This is a genomic window from Polaribacter sp. 20A6, assembly GCF_011378915.1.
GTDB lineage: Bacteria > Bacteroidota > Bacteroidia > Flavobacteriales > Flavobacteriaceae > Polaribacter > Polaribacter sejongensis.
Genome location: NZ_WTPZ01000001.1, coordinates 230,459 through 256,049 on the forward strand (window position 1 = coordinate 230,459; position 25,591 = coordinate 256,049).

Here is a 25,591-nt window from a genome sequence, read left to right on the forward strand (position 1 = left end):
ATGATAAAAAACGATTTATTTTTAAGAGCATTAAAAGGAGAAACTGTAGACCGTCCACCAGTTTGGATGATGCGTCAAGCAGGAAGATATTTACCAGAATTTCAAGAAATCAAGAAAAAGTACGATTTTTTTACACGTTGCCAAACTCCTGAGTTAGCATCAGAAATTACGGTGCAACCAATTCGTAGATACGGAATGGATGCAGCAATTCTGTTTTCAGATATCTTGGTAATTCCACAAGCAATGAATATTCATGTGGAAATGAAACCCAATTTTGGTCCTTATTTACCGAATCCAATTCGTACTCAAAAAGATTTAGATTCCGTAATTGTTCCAGATATTCAAGATACTTTAGGCTATGTTATGGAAGCTATTAAAGCAACCAAAGAAAAGTTGAATGATGAAGTGCCGTTAATCGGTTTTGCAGGTTCACCTTGGACAATTTTGTGTTATTGTGTACAAGGACAAGGTTCTAAGAACTTTGATAAAGCAAAAGAATTATGTTTCACAAATCCTGTGGTAGCACATTCTTTATTACAAAAAATTACAGACACAACTATTGCGTATTTAAAAGCAAAAGTTGAAGCTGGTGTAGATGCCGTTCAGGTTTTTGATTCTTGGGGAGGAATGTTATCTCCAGTAGATTATCAAGAATTTTCTTGGCAATATATGCAGCAAATTATCGATGCTTTAAAAGATAGTACTCCGGTAATTGCTTTTGGTAAAGGTTGTTGGTTTGCTTTAGACGAGATGTCTAAATCTGGCGCTTCGGCTTTAGGTGTAGATTGGACGTGTTCTCCAAAAACTGCGCGTAAATTGTCTGGAGGAAATATTACATTACAAGGTAATTTCGATCCTACAAGATTGTTTTCGCCACCGGCAGTTATCAAAACAATGGTGCACCAAATGATTAACGAATTTGGTAAAGACAAATTGGTAGTAAATCTTGGTCACGGTATTTTACCAAACATTCCGTTAGAAAATGCAAAAGCATTTATAGACGCGGTAAAAGAGTATAAAGCTTCATAAAATAAATATTTGGGCGTTACTTTGTGTTGAAAAAACAACACAAAGTCGCGCTTTACATTATATCTTTTTTAATTTGTTCTCGATACAAATTTGCAAAAAAGCAAATTTACTCGAACTGACATTAAAAAAGGATGCCATTTCAATCGCTAACGCAAGCCAACGCTAATGATTAAAAATATACTTTCAGGTATTAGTGCCTACGTAGGTTCTTTTGGTTTAATATCTCAATTAAAACTCTGGAAATACTTTATAATTCCAATAGTAATTAGTGTGGTAACGGCAACAATTATTGGTTTTACAGCCTACGGATTATCCGATAATATTGGTGCTTTTTTAGCTAAAATCTGGATTTGGGATTGGGGAAAAGAAACATTTACAACCATTACATCCGTAATTGGAGGACTCTTTGTTTTGGTTATTGGTTTTTTACTGTACAAGCATATTGTAATGGCTTTATCAGCTCCATTTATGAGCCCTGTATCAGAAAAGATAGAAATTCATATCATTGGAAATTTAAAACACAACCACAGAAAAACGAGCTTTCAAGAACAATTAATTAGAGGAATTAGAATTAGTTTAAGAAACATAAGTAAAGAATTACTGTTAACGATTCCGTTGTTATTATTAAGTTTTATTCCCTTAATAGGAATTGTTTTTACCGCTTTATTATTTTTATTACAAGCTTATTATGTCGGTTTCGGAAATATGGATTATACTTTAGAAAGACATTTTAATTATAAAGATAGCATCAACTTTGTAGGAAAAAAGAAAGGTTTTGCTATTGGTAATGGAATTGTTTTTATGATGTGCATGCTAATTCCTGTAATAGGAATCATTATCGTTTTACCACTTTCTGTAACAGCTGCATCTGTAAAAACGGTGGCCTTATTAAATACCGAAAATAGTAAGTGAATTTTTTAAAAAAATACGACAAACCTTTTGAGTATGCAGGCATAATAATGAAACTTATTATTGCTTATCAATTTTCTGTTATTTGGTTTCAACCAGAAGCTTCTGATGTTTCTAAAATATCTTCAATGGCTATCTTAATGGTTTTTGAGTTTATAATGGTACATTCAGGTGTATTTATGGCTGTTATGCCTAAAAGATTATCTTTGTTTCTGTTGGTGCCTTTTTATGGTTTATTTGCCTGGGGATTTTCGTCAGCAATGGAAGGCAATGATATATTAATTATATACTTGTTAGTTGTATTAAATAGAATGCGCTTTGCATTTTCAGAAGTCGATATTCAGATACGAAGTAGAGCGATACTGTTTTCTATTTCGGCAGCAATTTTATACTTTATACTTATCTTTATCACTCTTTTTTCAAATGGTGTTTTTGGAGAATTAGGACTAACACAAGAATTTTTAAATTCGTCTGGATATTTTGAAACTTTAACAGCAAGTGGAGAGTTTATGGAAAGACCACATACGGCTATTAGTTTTGGTTTTTTTTATTACTGCTTTTTGGCTGTAGTAGAAACGCTATTGCTAACCACTAAAAAAATAAATATGACTAAAATTGCAATTAAATGAAAGATCAATTTTATAAATACATAGAAAACTTACAAGACACAATTACTTCTAAGTTAGAGGAGGTAGATGGCGGAGCTAAATTTCAAGAAGACCTTTGGAAAAGAGAAGAAGGTGGAGGTGGAAGAACTCGTGTGATTGAAAACGGAAAAGTTTTTGAAAAAGGTGGTGTAAACATATCTGCTGTTCATGGTGAATTACCAGAAGCGTTAAGAAAACAGTTTAAAGTAAAAGAAGGTAACTTTTTTGCTTGTGGATTGAGTCTCGTTTTACATCCAATAAGTCCATTTGTGCCAACAGTGCACGCAAATTGGCGCTATTTTGAAATGTATGACGAAGCAGGAAACATCGTTACACAGTGGTTTGGTGGTGGACAAGATTTAACGCCGTATTATTTATTTGATGAAGATGCTACTCATTTTCATACAGTTTGTAAAAATGCATGCGATAAACATAATCCAGAATTTTATCCGAAGTTTAAAAAAGTATGTGATGAGTATTTCTGGAATGCTCACAGAAATGAAGCACGTGGAATAGGAGGTTTGTTTTTCGATTATCAAAAGGAAACAGAAGAATTTTCTATAGAAGATAGATTCAATTTTGTAACAGAAGTAGGAGACAGTTTCTTAGAAAGTTATGTGCCAATTGTAGAAAAACGAAAAGAATTTCCGTTTACAAAAGAACATAAAGATTGGCAAGAGGTAAGACGAGGACGTTATGTAGAATTCAATTTAGTGCATGATAGAGGTACTTTGTTCGGCTTAAAAACCAACGGTAGAATAGAAAGTATTCTAATGAGTTTACCGCCAATTGTACAATGGAAATACAACCATCAACCAGAAGAGAATTCTGAAGAAGAAAGGTTGATTAAGGTTTTAGAAAATCCTAAAGAATGGGTTTCTTAAAAGATAAAAAAGGCAAAACGATTCGTTTTGCCTTTTTTTTACATCGTTTTTTTTATTGATATTAATTTTAGTTGTATTTTGCTTTAACTTTTGTGATACCTACTGTTTTGTAAAAGTAAAAATAGCACTGACAAAAAAATGTACTTCAAAACTATATTCTTCTTTTTATTTCTTTTTATTTTAAAAAGCAACTCTCAGAATCTAGATTCTATTTTTATTTCAAAAAAAGAAATTGTAAAATCTATAAAAACAGACGAAAAAAAAGCACTGTTTTTATATGAATGTGGCGAGTATTTTTATTCTAAAAATAGTAATAAAGCGGAATATTTTTATCGAGAAGCTTTGGCTTTAAATAAGGGTAAGAATAATTTGATGGAAGGTAGGGCTTTATTTAAATTAGGATTTGTAGAGAAAAATGAAGGCAATTTAAGTACAAGTCTTAGGTATTTTAATAAAGCAAAAGATATCTTTAAAGATAATAATGATATAGAACGTTTAGCTTCTGTTTATTTTGATATTGGATATGTATATCGATATAAAAACCAAATGGATAAAGAATTTGAATTCTACAAAAAAGGATTGAAATTAAGTGAAGGAGGAAGTGAAACATTAATAGGAAAAGGTTATCTACATTTAGGAAATTACTACACTAGATTAAAAAAATTAGATTCATCAATTTATTTTTATAATAAAGCACTTTATCTTTTTAAAAAAATAAAGAAAGAAAATAGAGTTTATAATGTTTATAATAACATAGCGAATACGTATTATAAACAGCGAAGATATGCTGAAGTGATAAATGTTAGAAGTTTAGTTTTAAAATATGCTAAAAAGGAAAATAAGAAACTACTTATAACTGTAAATTATCATAACATTGCTGCTGCATATAATGAATTGAACGAATACGATAAAGCTGAGAAATATTTAGATTCTGCTATTGTAGTAGCAGAAGAGGAAAATTTTAAACTGCGGTTAGCAAAATCTTATAGCTCAATTTCAAAGGTTAACTATTCATTGAAAAATTATAAAGCAGCTTACCTATATCAACAAAAACATAAAATTTATTCAGACTCTATTATTAAATCTCAATTAACAAACACACTTGAAGAGACTGAGTTAGAAAATAAGCACAAGGTAGAAACCAAAAATTTGCAAATATTAAATCAAGAAGAAGTTTTTGAGAAGAGATTGTACTTAATTATAATTTTTGTTTTTTTATTATTAGGTATTCCTCTTGTTATTTTATTTTATAGAAATTCAGTTAATAAAAATAAAATAATACAAGGGAATTTAGAAAAAGAGAAAATTAAAAAAGAGGTTTTACAGCAAAAGTTCAAAAGATCTGAAACAGATATTAGAAGTTTAGTTGCAGATAATTCAATGAGGTTAGAGTTTTTAAAACAACTTTTATTAAAGCTTAAAAATCAAAGAGAATCGACTGATTCAGTTGAAGTGAAAAATTATATTAAAGATTTATCTTTTAAAATTCAGCAACAAATTACAACAGATAGTAAATTAACTTTGCTTAAAAATAAGATTGATATAATTAATGATGGTTTTGATAATATGTTAGTTACTACTTATAAAGAGCTTACTAAAACAGAAAGAGAAGTATGCTCATTATTAAGGTTAAATTTATCGGTTAAAGAAATAGCATCAATTAGAAATTCAAGTTCAGATGCAATAAAAGTTACACGCTATAGAATAAGAAAGAAAATGAATGTACCTAAAGGTGAAAAATTAGAGATGTTTATTCAAAAGTTAGAAGTATAGCTTGTTTTTTTTTGTTTAAATAATTGACTTTTAATCGATTACTGTTAATACATTGTTTTTTTGTTACTTTTTGTTACGTTTGAAAAGTACTTTGTTACTTTTTGTTACCTATTTTTTTGTGTAAAATTTAGACTTATTATTTATATTTGATTACATAATAAGTGATTCCCCAAAATGTTTAATTTTCCCCCAAAATATTTTATCACCATTTTAAACTTTTAAAGCAACTTAGAAATAAGTTGCTTTTTTATTTACAAAGCTTTACAACTATTTTTAATCACACAATAAGTTTAAATCGTAACATAATTTCTATTACTTACGGTTTTTAATATTCTTTGCTTTTTACTAAGTCTACTAATTATTAGGTTAGTGGTCTAGTTGTTATATTTTTTATAAATGATAAAAATATAGATTTTGAATATCTCTCATAAACGAAACTGATTAATATAGAATAAACCAGCTAAACATCATTGTAAATAGTTTTTTTTTAGATGGATGCCATACTATGATTTCTATTTAATATTAAATAAGTTCTTTAGGATGTATCTATACAGGAAATAATAAAACCATACAAAAGGATATTTCAGTTTATTAAATAACGTGAAATACCCTTTTGATATGGCTTATGAGAATTGTTGTATTAATTAGAAGAACCTTATTAATTTTTCTTAACAGTATCTTTCTTTTTATTTCCAAAAAGACCACCTAAAACATCTTTTACTTTATCGGTAACCTTGTCTTTTGCAGTTTCTGTGCTAGTAGAATCCTTTTTAGTGTCACCACTTATTAAATCTTTCAACTTATCTTTTCCTTGATTTATCAATTGATTTTTTTGTTTTTCAACCAAATCCTTAACTAGGTTTGCCGTTGCATCTTTAATATTAGAAGTAAATTTAGGACTATTAAAACTACCCGTTAATGTTCCGTTTACAGGAATACTTTTAATATTTGCAGCATCTTTAGCTTTTAGTTTAGCTATTATATTGGTTACATCTGTACCTAAATATTTTACAGGAACATCAAAAACTAAGTTATAATTCATAGATTGATCAAAACCATGTGTCCCTGAAATTGTTAAGCCAATATCTTGATAGTTTAAAGGAATTGGTTTTACAGTAACTTTACCATCTTTAAAAGAAAATGCACCAGTAGCTTCGTTTAAGTTTAGTTTATTTATATCTAAAAAACTTACTTTTTCTGTTAGTGTAGTTAACATTTTAGAATTACTAGCTTTTAGTTTAGTGTCTAACAACTGTCCTAATAAATTTCCAGTAATGGTTTTTAGATTAGGTGTCATATCTTTATTTAAATCACCAGAGACAGTAATTGTAGAATTCATTTTTCCTTCAATTGCTTTTGCTATTGGAGCAATAGATTTTAACATTTCTAAAGAACCAAAAGATTCTCCAATATTTAATTTAGATAGGTTTAAATCCATTTTAAATTTAGGAGTACTTCCTTGGGTAGAAACATTACCGTCAAAACCAATATTACCACCAAAAATATCAGATTTTAAATCTTTTAAATCTACTGTTTCATCATGAATTAACAATTGTCCGGAAACATTGGTTAAATTTATATTATCATACACTACTTTTTTTGCACTTGCAGTTAGAGTTACATCTAAAAAAGCAGGTATTTTTAAGGTTGAGCTTGCCGCTGTTTCTGTATTTGTTTTTTCTTCTGTAACAACAGGTGTACTTTCTGTAATAAAATCGCCAACTTTTAAATTGTTAGAATTTAAAACAAAGTTTCCTTTTAAAACTTCATCTTTAAAAATGAAACCGTAAAAATTATCTAAATTTCCATTGATAGCTAAATCTGAACTACCTGTTTTAGCTTTAAACTCGTTTAATTTAATAATGTTTGTATTAAAAACGATAGATGTTTTATCAATATAAAAAGTATTAGCAACATCTTTACCATCATATTTAAAGTTGCTAAGTGTTAGGTTCCCAGAATTTTTAATGTTCTGGTAGGTTCCTTTTTCAACAGAGTTCATATCAAAATTAGTAGAAATATTTGCATTTAAAAGACCTTCTAACTCTTGTTCTATGGGAACAGGATACACTTTCCCAATATTAGCTAAGTTAATAGTTCCTTTTGCTGTTAAATTAATATATGGATTGGTGGTAATGTTTTTGAAATTTCCATTGGCAGCAAAGGTGTCATCATCAATTTTAAAGTTGAATTGATCAATATTTACATAGGTGTCTTTAACAAAACCTGTTTTGTTTACAATTTTAGTATCTATGTTTATGTTGGTTACAGATTTTGGTAAATCGGCATATTTAAACAAGGCGTTTTTAGAAATAATTTCGATATTAAATGAAGGAATTGTAGTTTCTGATAAAGTCCCTTTTACCACACCATTTACTTCAAAATTACCTTCCGTTTTAATAGATTCTAAATTACCTGCATATTGTTGTGGTAACAATGCTAATGCATTTTTAAAAGAAGAAGTTGGTGTTTTAAATGTAAGATCATATAATTGGTTTTCATCAACTAATTGAACAAAACCATCAAACTCTAAGGGCAATTGATTTATATAGCCTGTGTTTTCTTTAAAGGTGTATTTACTGTTTTTTAAATCGATACCAAGTATGGCGTCTAAAGAAATTTTTACATTACTTAAATAGTTTGTTTCGTCTAGATCTAAAGATAAATAACCTGTTGTTTGGGTATCTAAATTAAAAACATCTTCAGCAAAATTTCCCTCACCAGAATGGTAAATGCTGTCTAAACTCATTTTAGTGTTGCTACTTCTGTCTATGTAATTAAAATTGATGTCTTCTAACTCATAGTCTTCAATGTTTAAAGAAAAAGTACTTTCGCTACTTGTTGTAGGCGTTTCTTCGGAAGCTATTGCAATATCAAAATTTCCATTTCCTTCTTTATCAAATATAATATTGACATCTCCTTCTTTGGTAGCAATACTTTTTATAGAAAGCGTTTCTTCAGAGTTTTTAAAAAGTTCTGTTAGTTTTAAAGATAAGCTTAATTCTTTTGTATTGAATAAAGTATCACCAACAAACGGTGCTTTATTAGCTACAACCACATCGTTTACCGTTAAACTAATTAATGGAAAGTTTTTAAGTAAACTAAGGTCTGCTTCTTTAAAAGTTACCGTAGCGTTTATATTGTTATTAATGGTATTGGTTACCATCACTACAATTTTATCTTTAAACAGAAAGGGAATTGAAATTACTGCTATTATCAATACAAGAGCAGTTATAGAACCCCATTTAAGAATTTTTGAGACTAAAGACTTCTTCTTTTTTTCGGTATTTGTCATTTTTTTTACTTGATTAAATATCAACAGCAAAAATACAATTTAGACACTCTTTAATGTGTTTATATAACGTTAAATATAAATGAATCGTAAAAAAAAATACTGCAACTCTTAGTAAGAATTACAGTATTTATAGTTTATTATATATTGTGGTTATTGCCCAAAAATCTCATTTATTCTTTGTTCTAATAAGGCTGGATCTTCTAAAGTTGCTAAACCTATTTGGTAAAAGAACCATACAATTACCAATAAAAAAATTGCGTTTAAGATGATACCTATAATTCCTGTTATTTTCCCTGCAGTAGCGTTACCAACGCTATTGTAGTTCTCTGGGTTTAAATTGTATTCTTTTATAGCTTTGTTACCTAAAACTAAAGCGATAATACCTAAAGGCAGCCCTATAATTCCATAACAAATACAAGTTACTAAAGATAAAATACCAAGTACTAAAGAAGTAGTTGCATTGGGTAAATTTTGTTTTTCCATTGATTTTTTTTAAAGTGTAAATAAAGGTTTCATTTTAATACAGTAACTAATTATAATAACAAGCACGTTTATGGTTGCAAATGATATAATTATTTTTTGCTTGTTTTTAAATCTAAATTTAAAGGTTATCAATATAAATAGACCAAATAATAGTAACGTGTAAATTGCAGGATACATTTTAAAAGCAGCTACAAAGTCTCCTTTTGTAAGCAGCATAAAAGCTCTTTGAATTCCGCAACCTGGGCAATCTATCCCGAAAAGAGATTTATTTAAACAAGGCAGTAAATAATCATTTGTACTTAAAAACATCTGTAATTATTTAAACATGTCCATTCCTGGTATGTTTGGCATTCCGCTTTTAGCGGCAACAGCCATTTCTGCATCATTAATTTTGGTTGCTTTTTCGATGGCTTTATTTAAAGCAAGAATTAAATAGTCTTCTAATTCTTCAGCATCTTCTAGCAAAGAATTATCTATAGAAATAGATTTAATTTCTCTGTTTGCTGTTAAAGTTATTTTTAGTTTACCATCTGCGGCTACTTCATCTACTAAAACAGAATTTAATCTTGTTTTTGTTTCTTCTACTTTTTGCTGAGCTTCTTTAAGCTTATTCATCATTCCTGATAAGTCTCCTAACATATTTTTTTATTAAAATTTAAGTTTGTTACAAATTTAGTATTTTTATAAGAATTTAAATCAACCAAAAATGAGAAAAATAGTTATTCCTTTCGTTGTATTAAGCCTTACATTTGCAACCGCTTGTAAAAATGAGACCATGAAAAGTACAGATGCAAAAACTCCAGTAGCAGAAAAACAGCCTACAGAGTTAGAAAAACACGGAGATGTTAGAATAGATAATTATTTTTGGATGCGTTTGTCTGATGAGCAAAAAAATGCCATTGATAAAGACACTCAAACTGAAAAAGTAGTAAACTATTTAGAAGAGGAAAACACCTATTATAATGAGGTAACTGCATATACAAAACCGTTTCAAGAAGAATTATTCGAAGAAATGAAAGGTAGAATAAAAGAAGACGATTCTTCTGTACCTTATAAAGACAACGGTTATTTTTATATTACGCGTTATGAAATAGGGAATCAATACCCAATTTATAGCCGTAAAAAGGAAAATTTAGAGGCAGACGAAGAAGTGCTTTTTAATGTAAACGAAATGGCTAAAGATTTCGATTATTATCAATTAGGAGGTTTAAATATTTCTTCTGATAATAAATTAGCCGTTTTTGCAACAGACACAGTAAGTAGAAGACAGTATTTTTTAAGAATTAAAAACTTAGAAACTGGCGAAATTTATAAAGATATTATAGAAAATACAACAGGTGGCTCTGTTTGGGCAAACGATAATAAAACTATTTTTTACACCAAAAAGAACCCAGAAACATTAAGAAGTGAAAAGGTTTTTAGACATGTTTTAGGTACACCAACCTCTGAAGATGTAGAAGTTTTTCATGAAAACGATGATACATTTGGTACGTATGTAACCAAATCTAAATCTGATAAATACATTATTATTGGTTCTTACAACACAATCTCTACAGAAGCACAGTATTTAGATGCAGACAATCCAACAGGAGCATTTACAATGCTACAACCTCGAGAAAGAGATTTAGAATATAGTGTTGCGCATTTTGGAGATTATTTTTACTTGTTAACTAATAAAGATAATGCCATCAACTTTAAGTTGATGAAAACTCCAATTACTAATACCACAAAAGAGAATTGGGTAGATGTAATTCCGCATAGAGATGATACTTTATTAGAAGATTTTTCAATATTTAAAGACTATTTAGTTTTAGAAGAGCGTACTAATGGCTTAAATAAAATACGTATTAAACGTTGGGATGAAACAAAAGATTACTACTTACCTTTTAATGAAGAAACCTATTCTGTAGGCGTGTATGCTAATCCAGATTTTGATACTGACGTTATTCGTTATTCATACAATTCTTTTACAACTCCAAGTTCTGTGATTGATTTTAATATGAAAGATCAATCTAAAGAGGTTAAAAAGGAACAAGAAGTTTTAGGGGGTAAATTCAACAAAGAAAACTACGTTAGTAGACGTGTTTGGGCAAGTGCTAGAGATGGTAAAAAGGTAGCTATTTCTTTGGTTTATCATAAAGATACAGAGCTAAATAATAATACACCGGTATTGCAATATGCATATGGTTCTTACGGATACACCATTCCAGATAGTTTTTCTACCACTCGTTTAAGTTTATTAGATAGAGGTTTTGTGTATGCGTTGGCGCACATCCGCGGTAGCGAATACCTAGGAAGAGAATGGTATGAAGACGGTAAAATGTTGAATAAGAAAAATACCTTTAATGATTTTATCGATTGTTCTCAGTATTTAATAGATAACAACTACACATCACCGGAGCATTTATACGCTATGGGCGGTTCTGCTGGAGGTTTGTTAATGGGAGCTATTGTAAATATGAACCCAGAATTGTATAACGGAATTATTGCTTCTGTTCCTTTTGTAGATGTAATTTCTACGATGTTAGATGACAGTATTCCGCTTACAACAGGAGAATATGACGAATGGGGAAATCCAAACGACAAAGAATATTACGATTATATAAAATCGTATTCACCTTATGACCAAGTAAAAGCAAAAGACTACCCGAATATTTTAGTTACTACAGGTTTTCATGATTCTCAAGTACAATATTGGGAGCCAGCAAAGTGGGTTGCAAAATTACGTGAGTTAAAAACAGACAACAATTTACTGTTATTAGAAACAAATATGGAAGCAGGACACGGAGGTGCTTCGGGGCGTTTTGATGCTTTAAAAGAAACAGCTAAAATGTATTCTTTCTTTTTAGCATTAGAAGATAAATTAGACACCAAATAAATTAAGTATTAAAAACAGTTTCAGTATTTAAGGATTAACCGTACTTTTGCTGCAAGAATCAAAGATCAAATAAGTGTCATTGCGAGCGTAACGAAGCTGTTTTTAGCAATAAAAGATAAATACGTAGCGCAAAATCGTAATGACATTTACTTTGAGAACAGTGAGAGAATGACGAGAAACAAAGGAATTACCAATTCAATATTAGATTTAGTAGGTGAAACCCCACTAATTAAACTTCATAAGATTACCAAAAATTTACCTGGTGCCTATTACGCAAAGTTCGAAGCTTTTAATCCAGGTCATTCAGCTAAAGATAGAATTGCTTTACATATTGTACAAAACGCAGAAAAAAAAGGTATCCTTAAAAAGGGAGCTACCATTGTAGAAACTACTTCGGGTAATACTGGTTTTAGTTTGGCAATGATAAGTATTGTTAAAGGGTATAAATGTATATTAGCAGTAAGTGATAAATCTTCTAAAGATAAAATTGATTTATTAAAATCGATGGGAGCAGAGGTACATGTTTGTCCAGCAAACGTAGCACCAGAAGACCCAAGATCTTATTATGAAGTAGCGAAAGCAATACATAAAAAAACAAAGAATTCAGTTTATATAAATCAGTACTTTAATGAGCTAAATACAGAAGCACATTATAGAACAACTGGACCAGAAATTTGGGAACAAACAGGAGGTAAAATCACACATTTAGTGGTTGCAAGTGGTACAGGAGGTACAATATCTGGTTCTGGGAAATATTTAAAAGAACAAAATCCGAATATTAAAGTTTTAGGTGTTGATGCAATAGGTTCTGTATTAAAGAAATATCACGAAACTAGAGAGTTGGATTTAAATGAAGTAAGTCCGTATAAAATTGAAGGGTTGGGTAAAAACTTAATTCCTACGGCTACCGATTTTGATGTGATAGATATCTATGAAAAAGTATCTGATAAAGAAGCTGCTTTAGAGGCTAGAAACATTGTTAGAAAAGAAGGTATTTTTCCAGGATATACAAGTGGAGCTGTTATGCAAGCTACCAAACAATATGCTGCAAAAGAGATGTTTAATGAAGATAGTTTTGTAGTGTTAATTTTTGCAGATCATGGATCTCGTTATATGAATAAAATTTATAGCGATGATTGGATGAAAGAAAACAAATTTTTGTAAAAAGAATAGAAATAAACGCAATTTGATTAACTGCAAAAAAAGCAGTTCCTTTGCGTTTCGAATAACAATAATAAAATAGAGCACATGGCGAAAGATTTATTTGAAAGAATAGAAGCAGATAAAGGTCCCTTAGGTAAATGGGCAAAACAAGCAGAAGGCTATTATGTTTTTCCTAAGTTAGAAGGACCAATCTCTAACAGAATGTCTTTTAATGGTAAGAAAGTTGTTACTTGGAGTATCAACGATTATTTAGGTTTGGCTAATCATCCTGAAGTTTTAAAGGTAGATGGTGCTGCAGCTGCAGAACATGGTATGGCTTACCCAATGGGTGCCAGAATGATGTCTGGACATACAGAATTTCATGAACAATTAGAAAAAGAGTGTGCAGAATTTGTTGAAAAAGACGCTGCATATTTGGTGAACTTTGGATACCAAGGTATGGTGTCTGCTATTGATGCTTTAGTAACTAAAAACGATATTATTGTCTATGACATGGATACACATGCGTGTATTATAGATGGTGTTCGTTTGCATGCTGGTAAACGTTTTGTTTACAAGCATAACGACATGGAAAGTTTTGAGAAAAACATTAAGCGTGCTCAAAGAATGGCAGAGAAAACAGGCGGTGGAATCTTAGTGATTTCTGAAGGTGTTTTTGGAATGCGTGGAGAGCAAGGTCGTTTAAGAGAAATTGTTGCCTTTAAAAAAGAATATAATTTTAGACTTTTAGTAGATGATGCTCATGGTTTTGGTACCTTAGGTAAAGACGGTAAAGGAACAGGAGTAGAGCAAGGAGTACAAGATGAAATAGATGTTTATTTTGCAACGTTTGCAAAATCTATGGCTGGTATTGGAGCTTTCTTTGCAGGTAATAAAGAAGTAATACAGTATTTACAATACAATATGCGTTCTCAAATGTTTGCTAAATCGTTGCCAATGGCAATGGTAAAAGGAGCATTAAAACGTTTAGATATGTTACGTACAATGCCAGAATTAAAAGAAACTTTGTGGAGAAACACAAATGCTTTACAATCTGGTTTACGTGATGCAGGTTTCGATTTAGGAACTACACAAACATGTATTACACCAGTATTTTTAAAAGGTGATATACCAGAAGCAATGGCTATGGTAAATGATTTACGTGAAAACCACGGAATTTTTTGTTCTATTGTTGTATATCCTGTAATACCAAAAGGATTAATTATTTTAAGATTAATTCCAACTACAACACATACACAAGAAGATATAGACGAAACAATTACTGCATTTTCTGCAATTAGAGAATTGTTAGAAAACGGTACTTATAAAAAGATTGCAGCTTCTATGGTGTAATTTTTTATCTTTTTAGATATTATAAAAAACCGAGCTTTATAGCTCGGTTTTTTGTGTTTAGAAGTTTGGATCTCTAATTTTTATTTTTCATAAAGTTGTAAAACCTTTTCAGAATTAGGGAATAATTCATATTGATAATTATATGGAAAAAAAATAAAAAGTGAAACAGTCTCAAATGATTTAGGGATCATATATGATAGAGATTGCAACACTTTAATCTAAAAAGAATTAAAAAAATAGATCCTATTTTTCAATAAATTCTTTATTAGAACACCTAAATTATATATTGTTTAGAAAGCATTATATGATATTTATCAGGTTTCTAAAATATTTAAAATTTTATTGAAACGTATTTATAGATACTTCTCTGTTATTTAATGGTTGCTCATTTCTATAATTGTTTTTTGGCATATTGTTCTTTAATTTTAAAACTTCATCAACAGAAACAATAATAGGTTCTTTAAAAATAATCCAATTTACATTTTCTGTACATGGAGGTGTTGTTAGAGAACCACCATAAGTATAAAAGTTTTTGTTTTTTGGAAATAAGGTTGTTAGGTCTGAGGATTGATGAATCTCTTTAGTTGTATTTACTTTTATAGGTAAAAAGCTTTCAAAGAATTCAAATAACTGACTTTTTGCACCTTCTTTAGCTAAAACACTCATAACTGTATACGCGTTAGATTTACTTTTGTGTACTAAGTGAATTTCTAAGGGATAGCGTATACCGTTTATGGTATGTTCAGAAGGCTCATGAAAATGCAATTGAGATAGGTGATAGATCTCTCCGTGATATTGTATAGAATCTCCAGCTTCAAAATCAAACTGAATAGAATGTCCGTTATTAGTAACTTGTTTTAATGCTGTTTTTGGGGTATATAATACTTTTAACAGAGTATCTTTTTGTTGTGTAGGTTTTGTATCAATATCTATAATATTAATAGGAGATTGCCTATTACCATCGCAATCAGAATTTTTTTCTATTTCTACCCAATGTTCAGGAGAAGTTTCTCCATCATAGCTCCAATGTGGTTGGTGTTCTTTTGTATGTGTCTCTGTTTTATCAGATTTACAAGATGTTATACTTATCAGTGCAAAAATTACGATAATGGCTACAAACCTGTTCATGATTTTAATTTATTTTAAGTTGATTAATATCTATACAAATGTAGGTTATGAAAGAAAAATATATCTATAACATTTATCATATTCTTTAAAAATCTAAGAAATCGGTTTCGTATATAAGTTACCAAATGAATTTGAAATATTAAGGAAATTAATTGAATTTAAGTGATCATTCAGGTAAGCGTCTTTCTATATAATGGTTTTAAATAATGTTAAATTTTTAGGCATAAAAAAACCTCATCATTTTAAAATGATGAGGTTTGTATATATAGTTTAATACTATTTAACTTTCTCTACGTTTTCTTCCAAAACCGCCAGAAGATCTTCTTTCTCCAGAACCACTTCCAGAACTTCTATCTGATCTGTCTGGTCTATCAGAAGAACGTCTGTCAGATCTTCCTCTACTAGAAGAATCTCCTCTAGATGAACCTTCAGAACCTCTACGTCTTCCAAAACCGCCTCCTTCTTTTTTACCGAAAGGTTTTTTACCACCTCTTCGTCCACCACCAGAACGTTCTTTCTTAGTAATCTCTATATTTACAGAGCGTCCGTCAAAATCTGGTTGATTGCTAGCAAAAGCTTCTAATGTTTGGTCTTCGAAATTTTTATCAAGTTCAAAGAAAGAGAAAGTGTCTAAAATATCTATAGAACCAATTTCAATCTTATCTCCAATGTTTTGGTCATTAATTAAACCAATTAATTTACCTGGGTTTAAGTTGTCTTTTCTACCAATATTGATAAAGAAACGGGTCATGTTTTCATTCTCCATTCTAGCTCTAGAGTTGTCTCTAGAAGATAAATCATTTAAATCTTTAGAGTTTTCATAATACTTTAACATCGTATTAAATTCTAAAGAAACAAATTTCTTGATTAACTCTTCTCTATCTAAAGATTCTAGTTTTTCATAAATACTTGGTAAAAATTCTTCCATTTCAGATTCATTTACTTCCGTATTTTGAACTTTATCAATTAAATTCATTAATTGATTCTGTACAATTTCTTTTCCAGAAGGAACTTTACCTTCTAAGAATTTCTTCTTAATGATTCTTTCAATCTGGCGTAATTTCCCTTTTTCTTTACCGTTAACTAAAACAATAGAAATACCTTTATTACCAGCTCTACCAGTTCTACCACTTCTGTGTGTGTAGTTTTCTATTTGGTCTGGTAATTTATGGTTTATTACGTGTGTTAATTCAGTAACATCCAATCCACGAGCAGCAACATCTGTAGCTACTAAAATCTGAATTGTTTTTTTACGGAATTTACCCATAACAGAATCTCTTTGCGCTTGAGATAAATCTCCGTGTAAAGCATCTGCACTGTAACCATCTTTTATTAAATTGTCTGCAACCTCTTGTGTTTCTCTACGAGTTCTACAAAAGATAATTGCATAAATATCAGGGTTTAAATCTGCAATTCTTTTTAAAGCAGGGTAACGAGTTCTTTCAGTAACTGCATAAAACTCGTGACTTACATTGTCTGAACCTGCGTTCTTTTCACCAGAAGTAATTTCTACTGGCTTAGTCATGTAGTTTTTCGCAATTGCTTCTACTTCTCTTGGAAAAGTTGCAGAAAACAATAACGTTTGTTTTGTTTCTGGAGTAGCTTCTAAAACTTTATCTAATTCGTCTTTAAAACCCATGTTTAACATTTCATCAGCTTCGTCTAAGACTAACCATTGAACGTTTCCTAATTTTAAAGCTCTTCTATTAATTAAATCTACAGTTCTACCTGGAGTTCCAACTACTATTTGTGCACCTCTTTTTAAAGATCTAATTTGATCTTCCATACTAGAACCACCATATACGGTAGCTACTTTAACATCTGGTAAATATTTACAAAAGTCTTTAATATTATTACCAATCTGAACTGCAAGTTCTCTTGTTGGTGATAAAATAATTGCTTGTACGTTTTTACTGCTTGTATCTAAAAGCTCTAATATTGGCAAACTAAAAGCAGCAGTTTTACCTGTACCTGTTTGTGCAAATGCTTTTAAATCGTCTGTAGATGAAATAATTTGTGGAATTGCTTTTTCCTGAATTACGGTAGGTTTTTCGTAACCTAAATCCGTCAATGCTCTGTTAATCGGTTCTTTTAAACCTAATTCTAAAAATGTTGACATTACTGTGTTTTTTTGGATTCACAGAACGCCCACCTGCAAACCCGATTATAAATTCGACCTGATTATTAATGAGTTAGACTCAGAATAAAAATCGTGCAAATGTACAACTAATTTTTAGATTATCGAAATAAATTAGTGATCTCTTAGCTTTTTTAAATCAGAATATAATTTTTTAGAAGAAATAGAAGCAAAACCATTTGTAATAATTCCTTCTTTATTAATGATAATAGATCTTGTCATTTTACTGGTTAAGAACTTATTGGCTTCACTGTCTTCTGTAATAAAAAATTGATTTTTAATATCTAATTGCTCAATTCTATCCTGTGCACTTCCATCAATTTTTATTTGAATAAATTGTACGTCCGGAAATTGTCTACTTAAATAATTAATTCTAGAAGAGATATACATTGGTGTTGTATTCTCTGGATTCCAGAACAATAGAAATGTATTTCTGTTTTTTGTAATCTCTTTTATAGAATAAGTGCCGTTCGTTAAATCTGTAATGGTAAAATCTACCAATTCTTGACCTTTATGTAATTCTTCACTGTCTAATAGCAATAGTTTTACATGTTCTTTGTCTTTAGTATTTGTGCTTAGTTTAAAATAAGTTTCAAAAGCTTCTTTATTTACGTTGCAACTAGATTTTTTATAAAAATGACTAATAACTGTTTGCTTTAGAATAGCATTCTTAGAAGCATCAGATGTAATATTCTTGTCTATTGTTTTTAATAAATCGACTGTAAAGTCAGAAGAATATTCATTAGTCATTGGTTTATGGCCTAAAGAATATGTGCTGTTATATAAAAAATTTCTAACGTATTTAGAGTAAGGTTGATAATACATTAAAGAATCATTATTCACACCTGCAGATGCTCTATGCTTATAAAAGGACTTGTTCACTTTATGAAAGTCTTTTTTATGCTTATATCTTAGGTGCGCAATAGGATATTTTTCTATTCTAGAAAATATAGGGTAGGTAAGTGCCACATTTAAAACGCGGTTAAACCCTTTTGTTTCTCCTGGATGGTTCATGGCGTATTCTTTAAATGTTTTATCTTTTAAAACCAGTAAAGAATCTGTCTTTTTAATAAATTTATCAGGCGTTAATTGATTTAATTTGTAAAACATTTTATTGTCTCTTTCTTCTTGTAAAAAGCAATCTATTAAAATGTTATTTCTTTCTGCACCTTTACCTGCATACACAATAGATTCATCAAAGTCCCAGGTGTTTAAGCGCAGCATTAAGCTATCTTGTTGTTCTAAGTAGATAAATTGGTTTTCATTACCATGTGCAAAATAGTACAAACCTTCATTGGCATTTTCTAATTTCCCTAAAAATCTATTGTCTTTATTAAGGAACAAAGTATCTATTACTTTTTCCATAGAAAATAACACAACATATTTAGATTTTGGGTTTATAATCTTACCACCAAAATAAGTTGCTGTATTTTTAGAATTAGAAGTACAGCCTACAAAGGCGGTAATTGTAATTAATAAAATTATATGAAGTAGATTTTTAATCATGTACACTATGGATCTATTCTTTATAACAAAGTTAGGTATTCATGTAGGCTATTGTTGTTAATTCATTGTTAAAATAGTTCTTAAATTGGTCATAAAAACCAAATTATAATTTATTGAAAACCGTTTTAAATCAAGGGGTAAAAGATAAATCAAATTTGTACTTTTGCACAAAATTAAAAATAATAGAGTATGTTATCAGTTTCTAATTTATCTGTTCAATTCGGGAAACGAATTTTGTTTGATGATGTTAATACTAAATTTCAAACAGGAAACTGTTATGGAATTATTGGCGCAAACGGAGCAGGAAAATCCACTTTCTTAAAAATTATTTCAGGTGTTCAAGAACCAACTTCTGGGCAAGTTCATTTAGAAAAAGGTAAAAGAATGTCTGTGCTAACGCAAGATCATTATGCCTTTGATGAGTTCCCTGTGTTAGAAACAGTGGTAATGGGAAACAAAGAGCTGTTTAAGATTAAAAAGCAAATTGATGACTTGTATGCAGATTATACAGATGAAAATGCTGAGAAAATTGGTGAGCTTCAAATAATTTTTGAAGAGATGAATGGTTGGAATGCAGATTCTGATGCTGCAGCAATGTTATCTAACTTAGGTATTTCTGAGGATTTGCATTATGCAGAAATGAAAGATTTAGATGGTAAACAAAAGGTACGTGTATTAATTGCACAAGCACTTTTTGGAAATCCAGATGTATTAATCATGGATGAGCCTACCAATGATTTAGATTTTGAAACTATTTCTTGGTTAGAAAACTTTATTGCAAATTTTGATAACTGTGTAATTGTAGTTTCGCATGATAGACACTTTTTAGATGCTGTTTGTACTCATATATCTGATATCGATTATAGTAAAATAAATAATTATTCTGGTAATTATACATTTTGGTATGAGTCTAGCCAGTTAGCTACAAGACAAAGAGCACAACAAAATAAAAAGGCAGAAGAAAAGAAAAAGGAATTGGAAGAGTTTATCCGTCGTTTTTCTGCAAACATGGCTAAATCTAAACAAGCTACCTCTCGTAAAAAAATGATCGAGAAATTAAATGTAGATGAAATTAAACCATCTAGTAGACGTTATCCTGCTATTATTTTTGATAGAGATAGAGAAGCTGGAGATCAGATTTTAAATGTAGAAGGTTTGTCTAAAGAATTTGAAGGAGATAAATTGTTTGATGATGTACATATCAACTTAAATAAAGGTGATAAAATTGCAGTAATTTCTAGAAACTCTAGAGCTGTAACTGCTTTTTATCAAATTATTACTGATAATGAAAAGGCAGATGCTGGTAAATTCGATTGGGGAGTTACAACAACACAGTCTTACTTACCGTTAGATAATTCTTCTTTTTTCCAAGACGGAGAATTAAATTTAGTAGATTGGTTAAGACAATATGCCCAAACAGAAGAAGAACGTGAAGAAGTGTTTTTAAGGGGTTTCTTAGGGAAAATGATTTTTTCTGGAGAAGAAGCTTTAAAGAAAAGTAACGTGCTTTCTGGAGGAGAAAAAGTGCGTTGTATGCTTTCTAGAATGATGATGAAGAGAGGAAATGTGTTAGTTTTAGATGAGCCAACAAATCACTTAGATTTAGAATCTATACAAGCTTTAAATAATTCATTAATCAACTTTAAAGGAACTATTCTGTTTACAACACATGATCATGAGTTTGCACAAACAGTTGCCAATAGAGTTATTGAGTTAACTCCAAAAGGTGTAATTGATAGATATTCTACTTTCGATGATTATTTATCAGATCCTAAAATTAAAGAATTAAGAGATAAAATGTATTCTTAATTTTTTAAGAGAAACGAGTTTAAAAAAAATTCAATATCTAAAAATAAAAAGCCCCACAAATTTCTAAAATTTGTGGGGCTTTTTTTGCTATTTAGATTAAAGCATCAAGAATATTAAATGCGATAAAAGAGTGTCTTTGATTACATTAATATTATGTGTAATCTGCGAAATTCGTGTCTTTTTATTTCTTCTGCAACGGACTAATAATTTTTACATCAGAAAAAGAAATGGCACCTCTAACAACACCATCTATTGTTTTCTTTAAGGCTTCAATTAATTGCATTTTCAATTGAGATTTATGATATATTAAACTCACTTCTCTTGCTGGAGGAGGTGTTGTGAATTCTCTTAAATGACTTTTATCCTCATCATTCAAGTCTAAAGTGTGTAAATAAGGTAGCAATGTCATTCCTAATCCTTCTTTAGATAGTTTTATCAAAGTGTCAAAACTTCCGCTCTCTAATTGAAAACCTTTTTTATTATCTACTTTTCTAGTGCTACATAAATTAATGATGCTGTCTTTAAAACAATGTCCATCTTCTAAAAGTAAAATATCTTCCATTTCTAACTCTTCAGCAGTAATGGTTTTATTTTTAGATAATCTATGGTTCTGTGGTATCAATCCTACAAAAGGCTCGTAATATAAAGGTCTTTCTTTAATTGCTTCATTTTCTAGTGGAGTCGCAGCAAGACCAGCATCGATGTGTCCATCAGTTAATTTTCTTATAATTTCTTCGGTAGTTAATTCTTCAATAATCAACTTTACTTTCGGATATTTTTTAGTGAAGTTTTGTAGAAACATCGGTAATAAAGTCGGCATAACTGTAGGGATAATTCCCAGTTTAAATTCGCCTCCTATATACCCTTTTTGTTGATGTACAATATCTAAAATTCTATTGCTTTCATCTACAATTACTTTTGCCTGTTCTACGATTTTTTTACCAACTTCAGTTAGCTCAATTGGTTTCTTAGATCTATTAAATATCTTAACACCTAATTCGTCCTCCAATTTTTGAATTTGCATACTCAGCGTTGGTTGTGTTACAAAGCTGTGCTCTGCGGCGACCGTGAAATTTTGGTATTCTGCAACAGATAAAACATATTTTAATTGGGTAATAGTCATTATGTATAAAATTTTTTGATAAAGATATTAAAACTATCAATTATAATGATGCATTATCTGGTTAAATTTCTCATAAATTTGATGTATCAAAAAAAAACAATATCATGAACAAGTCAATATTAGGATTAGATAAAAAAGAAACTGCAAATTTAGTAGATGAATTAAACGGTTTGTTAGCGAATTTTCAAATTTATTATCAGAATTTAAGAGGATTGCACTGGAATATAAAAGGTAAAAACTTCTTTGAACTACATGTAAAGTTTGAAGAGTTTTATACAGATTCTCAAGTGAAAATAGATGAGATTGCAGAACGTATTTTAACATTACAAGGTAAGCCATTACATACTTTTACAGATTATATAAACTTGGCAACAGTTCCTGTTGGAAAAAATATTTCTAATGATGTGGAAGGAGTAGAGCTGGTTGTAAACTCACTTTCAGAATTATTAAAAAACGAAAGAACAATACTAGAATCTTCAGATGAGGCAAATGACGAAGGTACAAACTCTATGATGAGTGATTTTATTGCAGAACAAGAAAAAACAATCTGGATGTTAAATTCTTGGTTGGGTAAATAAGTAAAACTTGTCATGCAGAACTTGTTTCAGCATCTTATTACCTCAATAATCAATTCCTATTAGAACCTGAAATTAATTTCAGGTTCTAATAGGAATTTTATTTTAAGCCTTTTATTTATTCTATTATATAAGAAACACCAACTTCAAAGCCTAAAAAAGTGTATCCATTATTTGGAGATTGAAAATCAAGGTTAGAAATGTGTCCTATATTACTTCCAATATATAAAGCTGTTTTTTTAGTAGTTTTATAAGAGAATCCTAGAGAAGCATTTTCTAAAAATGTAAAACCTTTTGCCAAACGTTCTGTTCTGGTATCTATAGTTGCTACGCCTAGACCTGCTGTAAACTGAAAATCTAAGTTTTTAACAATCTCTCTCTTTATCACAAAGCCCAATTCAAATGCATATAAATGCATTGTTTTAGGCGTTGTAAATTCAATTATTTTATCCTCAAAATTTTCTTCTGAAGGTAATACGAAATAGGAGTTTAATAATTGATGTTTTATAACCTGTATTTGCGGTTGAACAATCAATTCAAAATCAAAAGACCTCCATTTTCCTAAGTTGTAAAAAGCTTGTAACTTTAAGGTCTTTGAAGTGTATTTATAATCTTCATCTTCAAATATAAAGTTGTTAGCATTTACAGTATTATATAAAACCCCTACCTTTTTAATGTTTAGAATTCCTTTTTTATTTTCTTGCGCTTTTAAAGAATAAATAAGTGTGAAAAATAAAAAAAATAGAAGTTGTTTTTTGTGCATTTGATTAGGATTATTGCGCTTATAGATAGTGATTAAGAAAACATTTTAGCGACTTTTTCTGCCTTTCTGCTTTCTGAATAATCATAAAAACCTTCTCCAGATTTTACACCTAATTTACCTGCCATTACCATGTTTACTAATAACGGACAAGGAGCGTATTTAGGGTTTTTAAAACCATCGTATAAAACATTCATAATAGACAAACAAACATCTAAACCAATAAAATCTGCCAATTGCAAAGGACCCATTGGGTGCGACATACCAAGCTTCATTACGGTATCTATTTCTTCTACGCCAGCAACATTATTGTACAAAGTTTCAATAGATTCATTAATCATTGGCATTAAAATTCTGTTTGCCACAAAACCAGGGTAATCATTTACTTCCACCGGAATTTTACCAATCTTTTTAGAAAGCGCAACAATAGTTTCCATCACATCATTAGAAGTATTGTAACCCCTAATAATTTCCACCAATTTCATAATCGGTACCGGATTCATAAAATGCATTCCAATAACCTTATCAGCCCTGTTAGTTGCTGCTGCAATTTGGGTTATAGAAATAGAAGAAGTATTGGTTGCTAAAATGGTGTTTTCGCCACAAACTTCATCTAATTCTTTAAAAATTTTCGCTTTTAAAACAGCGTTTTCAGTAGCTGCTTCCACTACTAAATCTACATTTTTAACACCGTCTTTAATAGAAGTAAAAGTGCTAATATTTTTTAAGGTCTGGGTTTTATCGGCTTCAGAAATTTTTTCTTTGGCCACCATTCTATCTAAATTTTTAGCAATGGTATTCATTCCTTTCTCTAAAGAAGCTTCAGAAATATCTATTAAACTTACGTTGTAATTAAACTGTGCAAAGGTGTGAGCAATTCCATTTCCCATGGTTCCAGCTCCAATAATAGCTATGTTTTTCATGTATATTCTATTTTATTTGGGCGTTTTAACAGGCTTTCGCTACTCGCTTTTTTCGTACCTCAAAAGAGCTCAAACAAACCGCTCAATCCCTAACGCAATTACTTATAAACTTCATTATTTATTCAAAAAACTATTCGCTTTTTTAAAGTAAATATTGGTTCCTTGTTATTTTTAAATCAAGAATCTAGCCCTAAAATGAAGCGCTATGCTTCCGCAACAAATATTTTCATTTCAAGCCATACTTAGGTAGAATAGACTATCGCTCTGCGATTAAAAACAATCAATAATCATTTGTGCAACTTTTAATGCTTCTGTTCCTTGTCTTAGACTTACTACAGGAGATGTGTTGCTTTTTATTGAACCAGCAAAAGATTCTAATTCATCTAAAATTGCATTGTTATTTTCTACTTCAGGATTCTCGAAATAAATCTGTTTTTTTACTCCTTCAGCATTTTGTAAAATCATTGCAAATTCATCTGGGTTTGCAGGTACATCTTTCATTCTAACAACTTCAGATTCCTTGCTTAAAAAGTTAACAGAAATATAGGCATCCTTTTGAAAAAAGCGAGATTTACGCATGTTTTTCATAGAAATTCTACTTGCAGTTAAATTAGCGACACATCCGTTTTCAAACTCAATTCTTGCGTTTGCAATATCAGGAGTTTCAGAAATAACAGCTACACCACTTGCGTGTACACTTTTTACAGTAGATTTTACAACAGAAAGAATAATATCAATATCATGAATCATTAAATCTAACACTACAGGCACATCTGTACCTCTTGGGTTAAATTCTGCCAAACGATGGCATTCAATAAACATTGGGTTTTCAATTTGGTCTTTTACGGCAGTAAAGGCTGGGTTAAAGCGTTCTACATGTCCAACTTGTCCTAAGACATGAAATTGACTTGCCAAGGTTTTTAAAGCTTCCGCTTCTAAAACAGTTTTTGTAATGGGTTTTTCAATAAAAATATGACGTCCTTTTTCAATGGCAGATTTAGCGCAATCAAAATGAGATAAAGTAGGTGTTACAATATCTACAACTTCCACAGCATCTATTAAAGCTTCTACAGAATCAAAAGCGGTGTAGCCAAATTCTTCTGCAACACTTGCTGCGTTTTCCTTAGAAGGGTCGAAAAAACCTATTAAGTTGTATTTGTCTGATTGTTGTAATAATCGTAAATGAATTTTTCCTAAGTGCCCAGCACCTAATACTCCTACTTTAAGCATATATTA

21 protein-coding genes are annotated in these 25,591 nt (G+C 30.2%); 10 read left to right on the forward strand and 11 right to left on the reverse strand.

Annotated features, from left to right (window positions below):
* The 5 genes from hemE (at position 1) to GQS57_RS01050 (ending at position 5,242) form a co-directional block, all read left to right on the forward strand.
* Entirely contained in the window at positions 1–1,029 is a 1,029-nt protein-coding gene (gene hemE / locus GQS57_RS01030; RefSeq protein WP_165730366.1) for a uroporphyrinogen decarboxylase, read from the forward strand.
* 165 nt (positions 1,030–1,194) lie between these two features.
* A complete protein-coding gene (locus GQS57_RS01035; protein WP_165730368.1) occupies positions 1,195–1,941 on the forward strand; it encodes an EI24 domain-containing protein in 747 nt (248 codons plus the stop codon).
* Between the two features lie 47 nt (positions 1,942–1,988).
* On the forward strand, positions 1,989–2,567 hold the full coding sequence (locus tag GQS57_RS01040) for a hypothetical protein (RefSeq protein WP_165730370.1): 579 nt from the start codon (positions 1,989–1,991) through the stop codon (positions 2,565–2,567).
* On the forward strand, positions 2,564–3,469 hold the full coding sequence (hemF, locus tag GQS57_RS01045) for an oxygen-dependent coproporphyrinogen oxidase (RefSeq protein ID WP_165730372.1): 906 nt from the start codon (positions 2,564–2,566) through the stop codon (positions 3,467–3,469). The genes GQS57_RS01040 and hemF overlap by 4 nt, the downstream gene beginning before the upstream one ends.
* A 138-nt stretch (positions 3,470–3,607) precedes the next feature.
* A complete protein-coding gene (locus GQS57_RS01050; RefSeq protein WP_165730374.1) occupies positions 3,608–5,242 on the forward strand; it encodes a tetratricopeptide repeat protein in 1,635 nt (544 codons plus the stop codon).
* A gap of 658 nt (positions 5,243–5,900) precedes the next feature.
* Here GQS57_RS01050 and GQS57_RS01055 read toward each other — a convergent pair.
* The 4 genes from GQS57_RS01055 to GQS57_RS01070 all read right to left on the reverse strand — a co-directional run bounded on the left by GQS57_RS01055 (position 5,901) and on the right by GQS57_RS01070 (position 9,659).
* Positions 5,901–8,537 (reverse strand): AsmA-like C-terminal region-containing protein, encoded by a 2,637-nt coding sequence (locus GQS57_RS01055; protein WP_165730376.1) that lies wholly within the window; start codon positions 8,535–8,537, stop codon positions 5,901–5,903.
* Between the two features lie 150 nt (positions 8,538–8,687).
* Positions 8,688–9,020 (reverse strand): CCC motif membrane protein, encoded by a 333-nt coding sequence (locus tag GQS57_RS01060; protein WP_165730378.1) that lies wholly within the window; start codon positions 9,018–9,020, stop codon positions 8,688–8,690.
* 9 nt (positions 9,021–9,029) lie between these two features.
* Complete coding sequence (locus GQS57_RS01065) at positions 9,030–9,329, reverse strand: DUF2752 domain-containing protein (protein ID WP_165730380.1); 300 nt, start codon at positions 9,327–9,329, stop codon at positions 9,030–9,032.
* Positions 9,330–9,335: 6 nt separating this feature from the next.
* A complete protein-coding gene (locus GQS57_RS01070; protein WP_165730382.1) occupies positions 9,336–9,659 on the reverse strand; it encodes a YbaB/EbfC family nucleoid-associated protein in 324 nt (107 codons plus the stop codon).
* A gap of 136 nt (positions 9,660–9,795) precedes the next feature.
* Between GQS57_RS01070 and GQS57_RS01075 the strand changes: the two genes are divergently transcribed.
* The 3 genes from GQS57_RS01075 to GQS57_RS01085 all read left to right on the forward strand — a co-directional run bounded on the left by GQS57_RS01075 (position 9,796) and on the right by GQS57_RS01085 (position 14,394).
* Entirely contained in the window at positions 9,796–11,898 is a 2,103-nt protein-coding gene (locus GQS57_RS01075) for a S9 family peptidase (protein ID WP_165731263.1), read from the forward strand.
* Positions 11,899–12,066: 168 nt separating this feature from the next.
* Entirely contained in the window at positions 12,067–13,062 is a 996-nt protein-coding gene (locus GQS57_RS01080; RefSeq protein ID WP_165730384.1) for a PLP-dependent cysteine synthase family protein, read from the forward strand.
* Positions 13,063–13,146: 84 nt separating this feature from the next.
* Positions 13,147–14,394, forward strand: a complete 1,248-nt coding sequence (locus GQS57_RS01085) for an aminotransferase class I/II-fold pyridoxal phosphate-dependent enzyme (protein ID WP_165730386.1) — start codon at positions 13,147–13,149, stop codon at positions 14,392–14,394.
* A 339-nt stretch (positions 14,395–14,733) separates the two neighbouring features.
* Here GQS57_RS01085 and GQS57_RS01090 read toward each other — a convergent pair whose 3' ends face one another.
* The 3 genes from GQS57_RS01090 to GQS57_RS01100 all read right to left on the reverse strand — a co-directional run bounded on the left by GQS57_RS01090 (position 14,734) and on the right by GQS57_RS01100 (position 19,165).
* Positions 14,734–15,522: a carbonic anhydrase gene (locus GQS57_RS01090; RefSeq protein ID WP_165730387.1), complete on the reverse strand. Its 789-nt coding sequence runs from the start codon at positions 15,520–15,522 to the stop codon at positions 14,734–14,736.
* 280 nt (positions 15,523–15,802) lie between these two features.
* Positions 15,803–17,641, reverse strand: coding sequence for a DEAD/DEAH box helicase (locus tag GQS57_RS01095; RefSeq protein WP_165730388.1), 1,839 nt, complete (start codon positions 17,639–17,641; stop codon positions 15,803–15,805).
* Between the two features lie 132 nt (positions 17,642–17,773).
* Positions 17,774–19,165 carry a hypothetical protein gene (locus tag GQS57_RS01100; RefSeq protein WP_165730389.1) on the reverse strand — a complete coding sequence of 464 codons (1,392 nt, stop codon included), beginning with the start codon at positions 19,163–19,165 and terminating at the stop codon, positions 17,774–17,776.
* Between the two features lie 189 nt (positions 19,166–19,354).
* Between GQS57_RS01100 and GQS57_RS01105 the strand changes: the two genes are divergently transcribed.
* Positions 19,355–20,974 (forward strand): ABC-F family ATP-binding cassette domain-containing protein, encoded by a 1,620-nt coding sequence (locus tag GQS57_RS01105; RefSeq protein ID WP_165730391.1) that lies wholly within the window; start codon positions 19,355–19,357, stop codon positions 20,972–20,974.
* A 181-nt stretch (positions 20,975–21,155) separates the two neighbouring features.
* Here GQS57_RS01105 and GQS57_RS01110 read toward each other — a convergent pair whose 3' ends face one another.
* Positions 21,156–22,097: a hydrogen peroxide-inducible genes activator gene (locus tag GQS57_RS01110; protein WP_165730393.1), complete on the reverse strand. Its 942-nt coding sequence runs from the start codon at positions 22,095–22,097 to the stop codon at positions 21,156–21,158.
* A gap of 104 nt (positions 22,098–22,201) precedes the next feature.
* Between GQS57_RS01110 and GQS57_RS01115 the strand changes: the two genes are divergently transcribed.
* Positions 22,202–22,675: a Dps family protein gene (locus tag GQS57_RS01115; RefSeq protein WP_165730395.1), complete on the forward strand. Its 474-nt coding sequence runs from the start codon at positions 22,202–22,204 to the stop codon at positions 22,673–22,675.
* Between the two features lie 115 nt (positions 22,676–22,790).
* Here the strand turns inward: GQS57_RS01115 and GQS57_RS18950 are convergent, their stop codons facing one another.
* The 3 genes from GQS57_RS18950 to GQS57_RS01135 all read right to left on the reverse strand — a co-directional run bounded on the left by GQS57_RS18950 (position 22,791) and on the right by GQS57_RS01135 (position 25,585).
* The gene (locus tag GQS57_RS18950) at positions 22,791–23,435 is read right to left on the reverse strand and encodes an acyloxyacyl hydrolase (RefSeq protein ID WP_240915409.1); all 645 of its coding nucleotides are present in this window, start codon (positions 23,433–23,435) and stop codon (positions 22,791–22,793) included.
* A 32-nt stretch (positions 23,436–23,467) separates the two neighbouring features.
* Positions 23,468–24,355, reverse strand: coding sequence for a 3-hydroxybutyryl-CoA dehydrogenase (locus tag GQS57_RS01130; RefSeq protein ID WP_165730397.1), 888 nt, complete (start codon positions 24,353–24,355; stop codon positions 23,468–23,470).
* A 270-nt stretch (positions 24,356–24,625) separates the two neighbouring features.
* Positions 24,626–25,585 (reverse strand): Gfo/Idh/MocA family protein, encoded by a 960-nt coding sequence (locus tag GQS57_RS01135; protein ID WP_165730399.1) that lies wholly within the window; start codon positions 25,583–25,585, stop codon positions 24,626–24,628.
* Between the last annotated feature and the right edge of the window lie 6 nt (positions 25,586–25,591).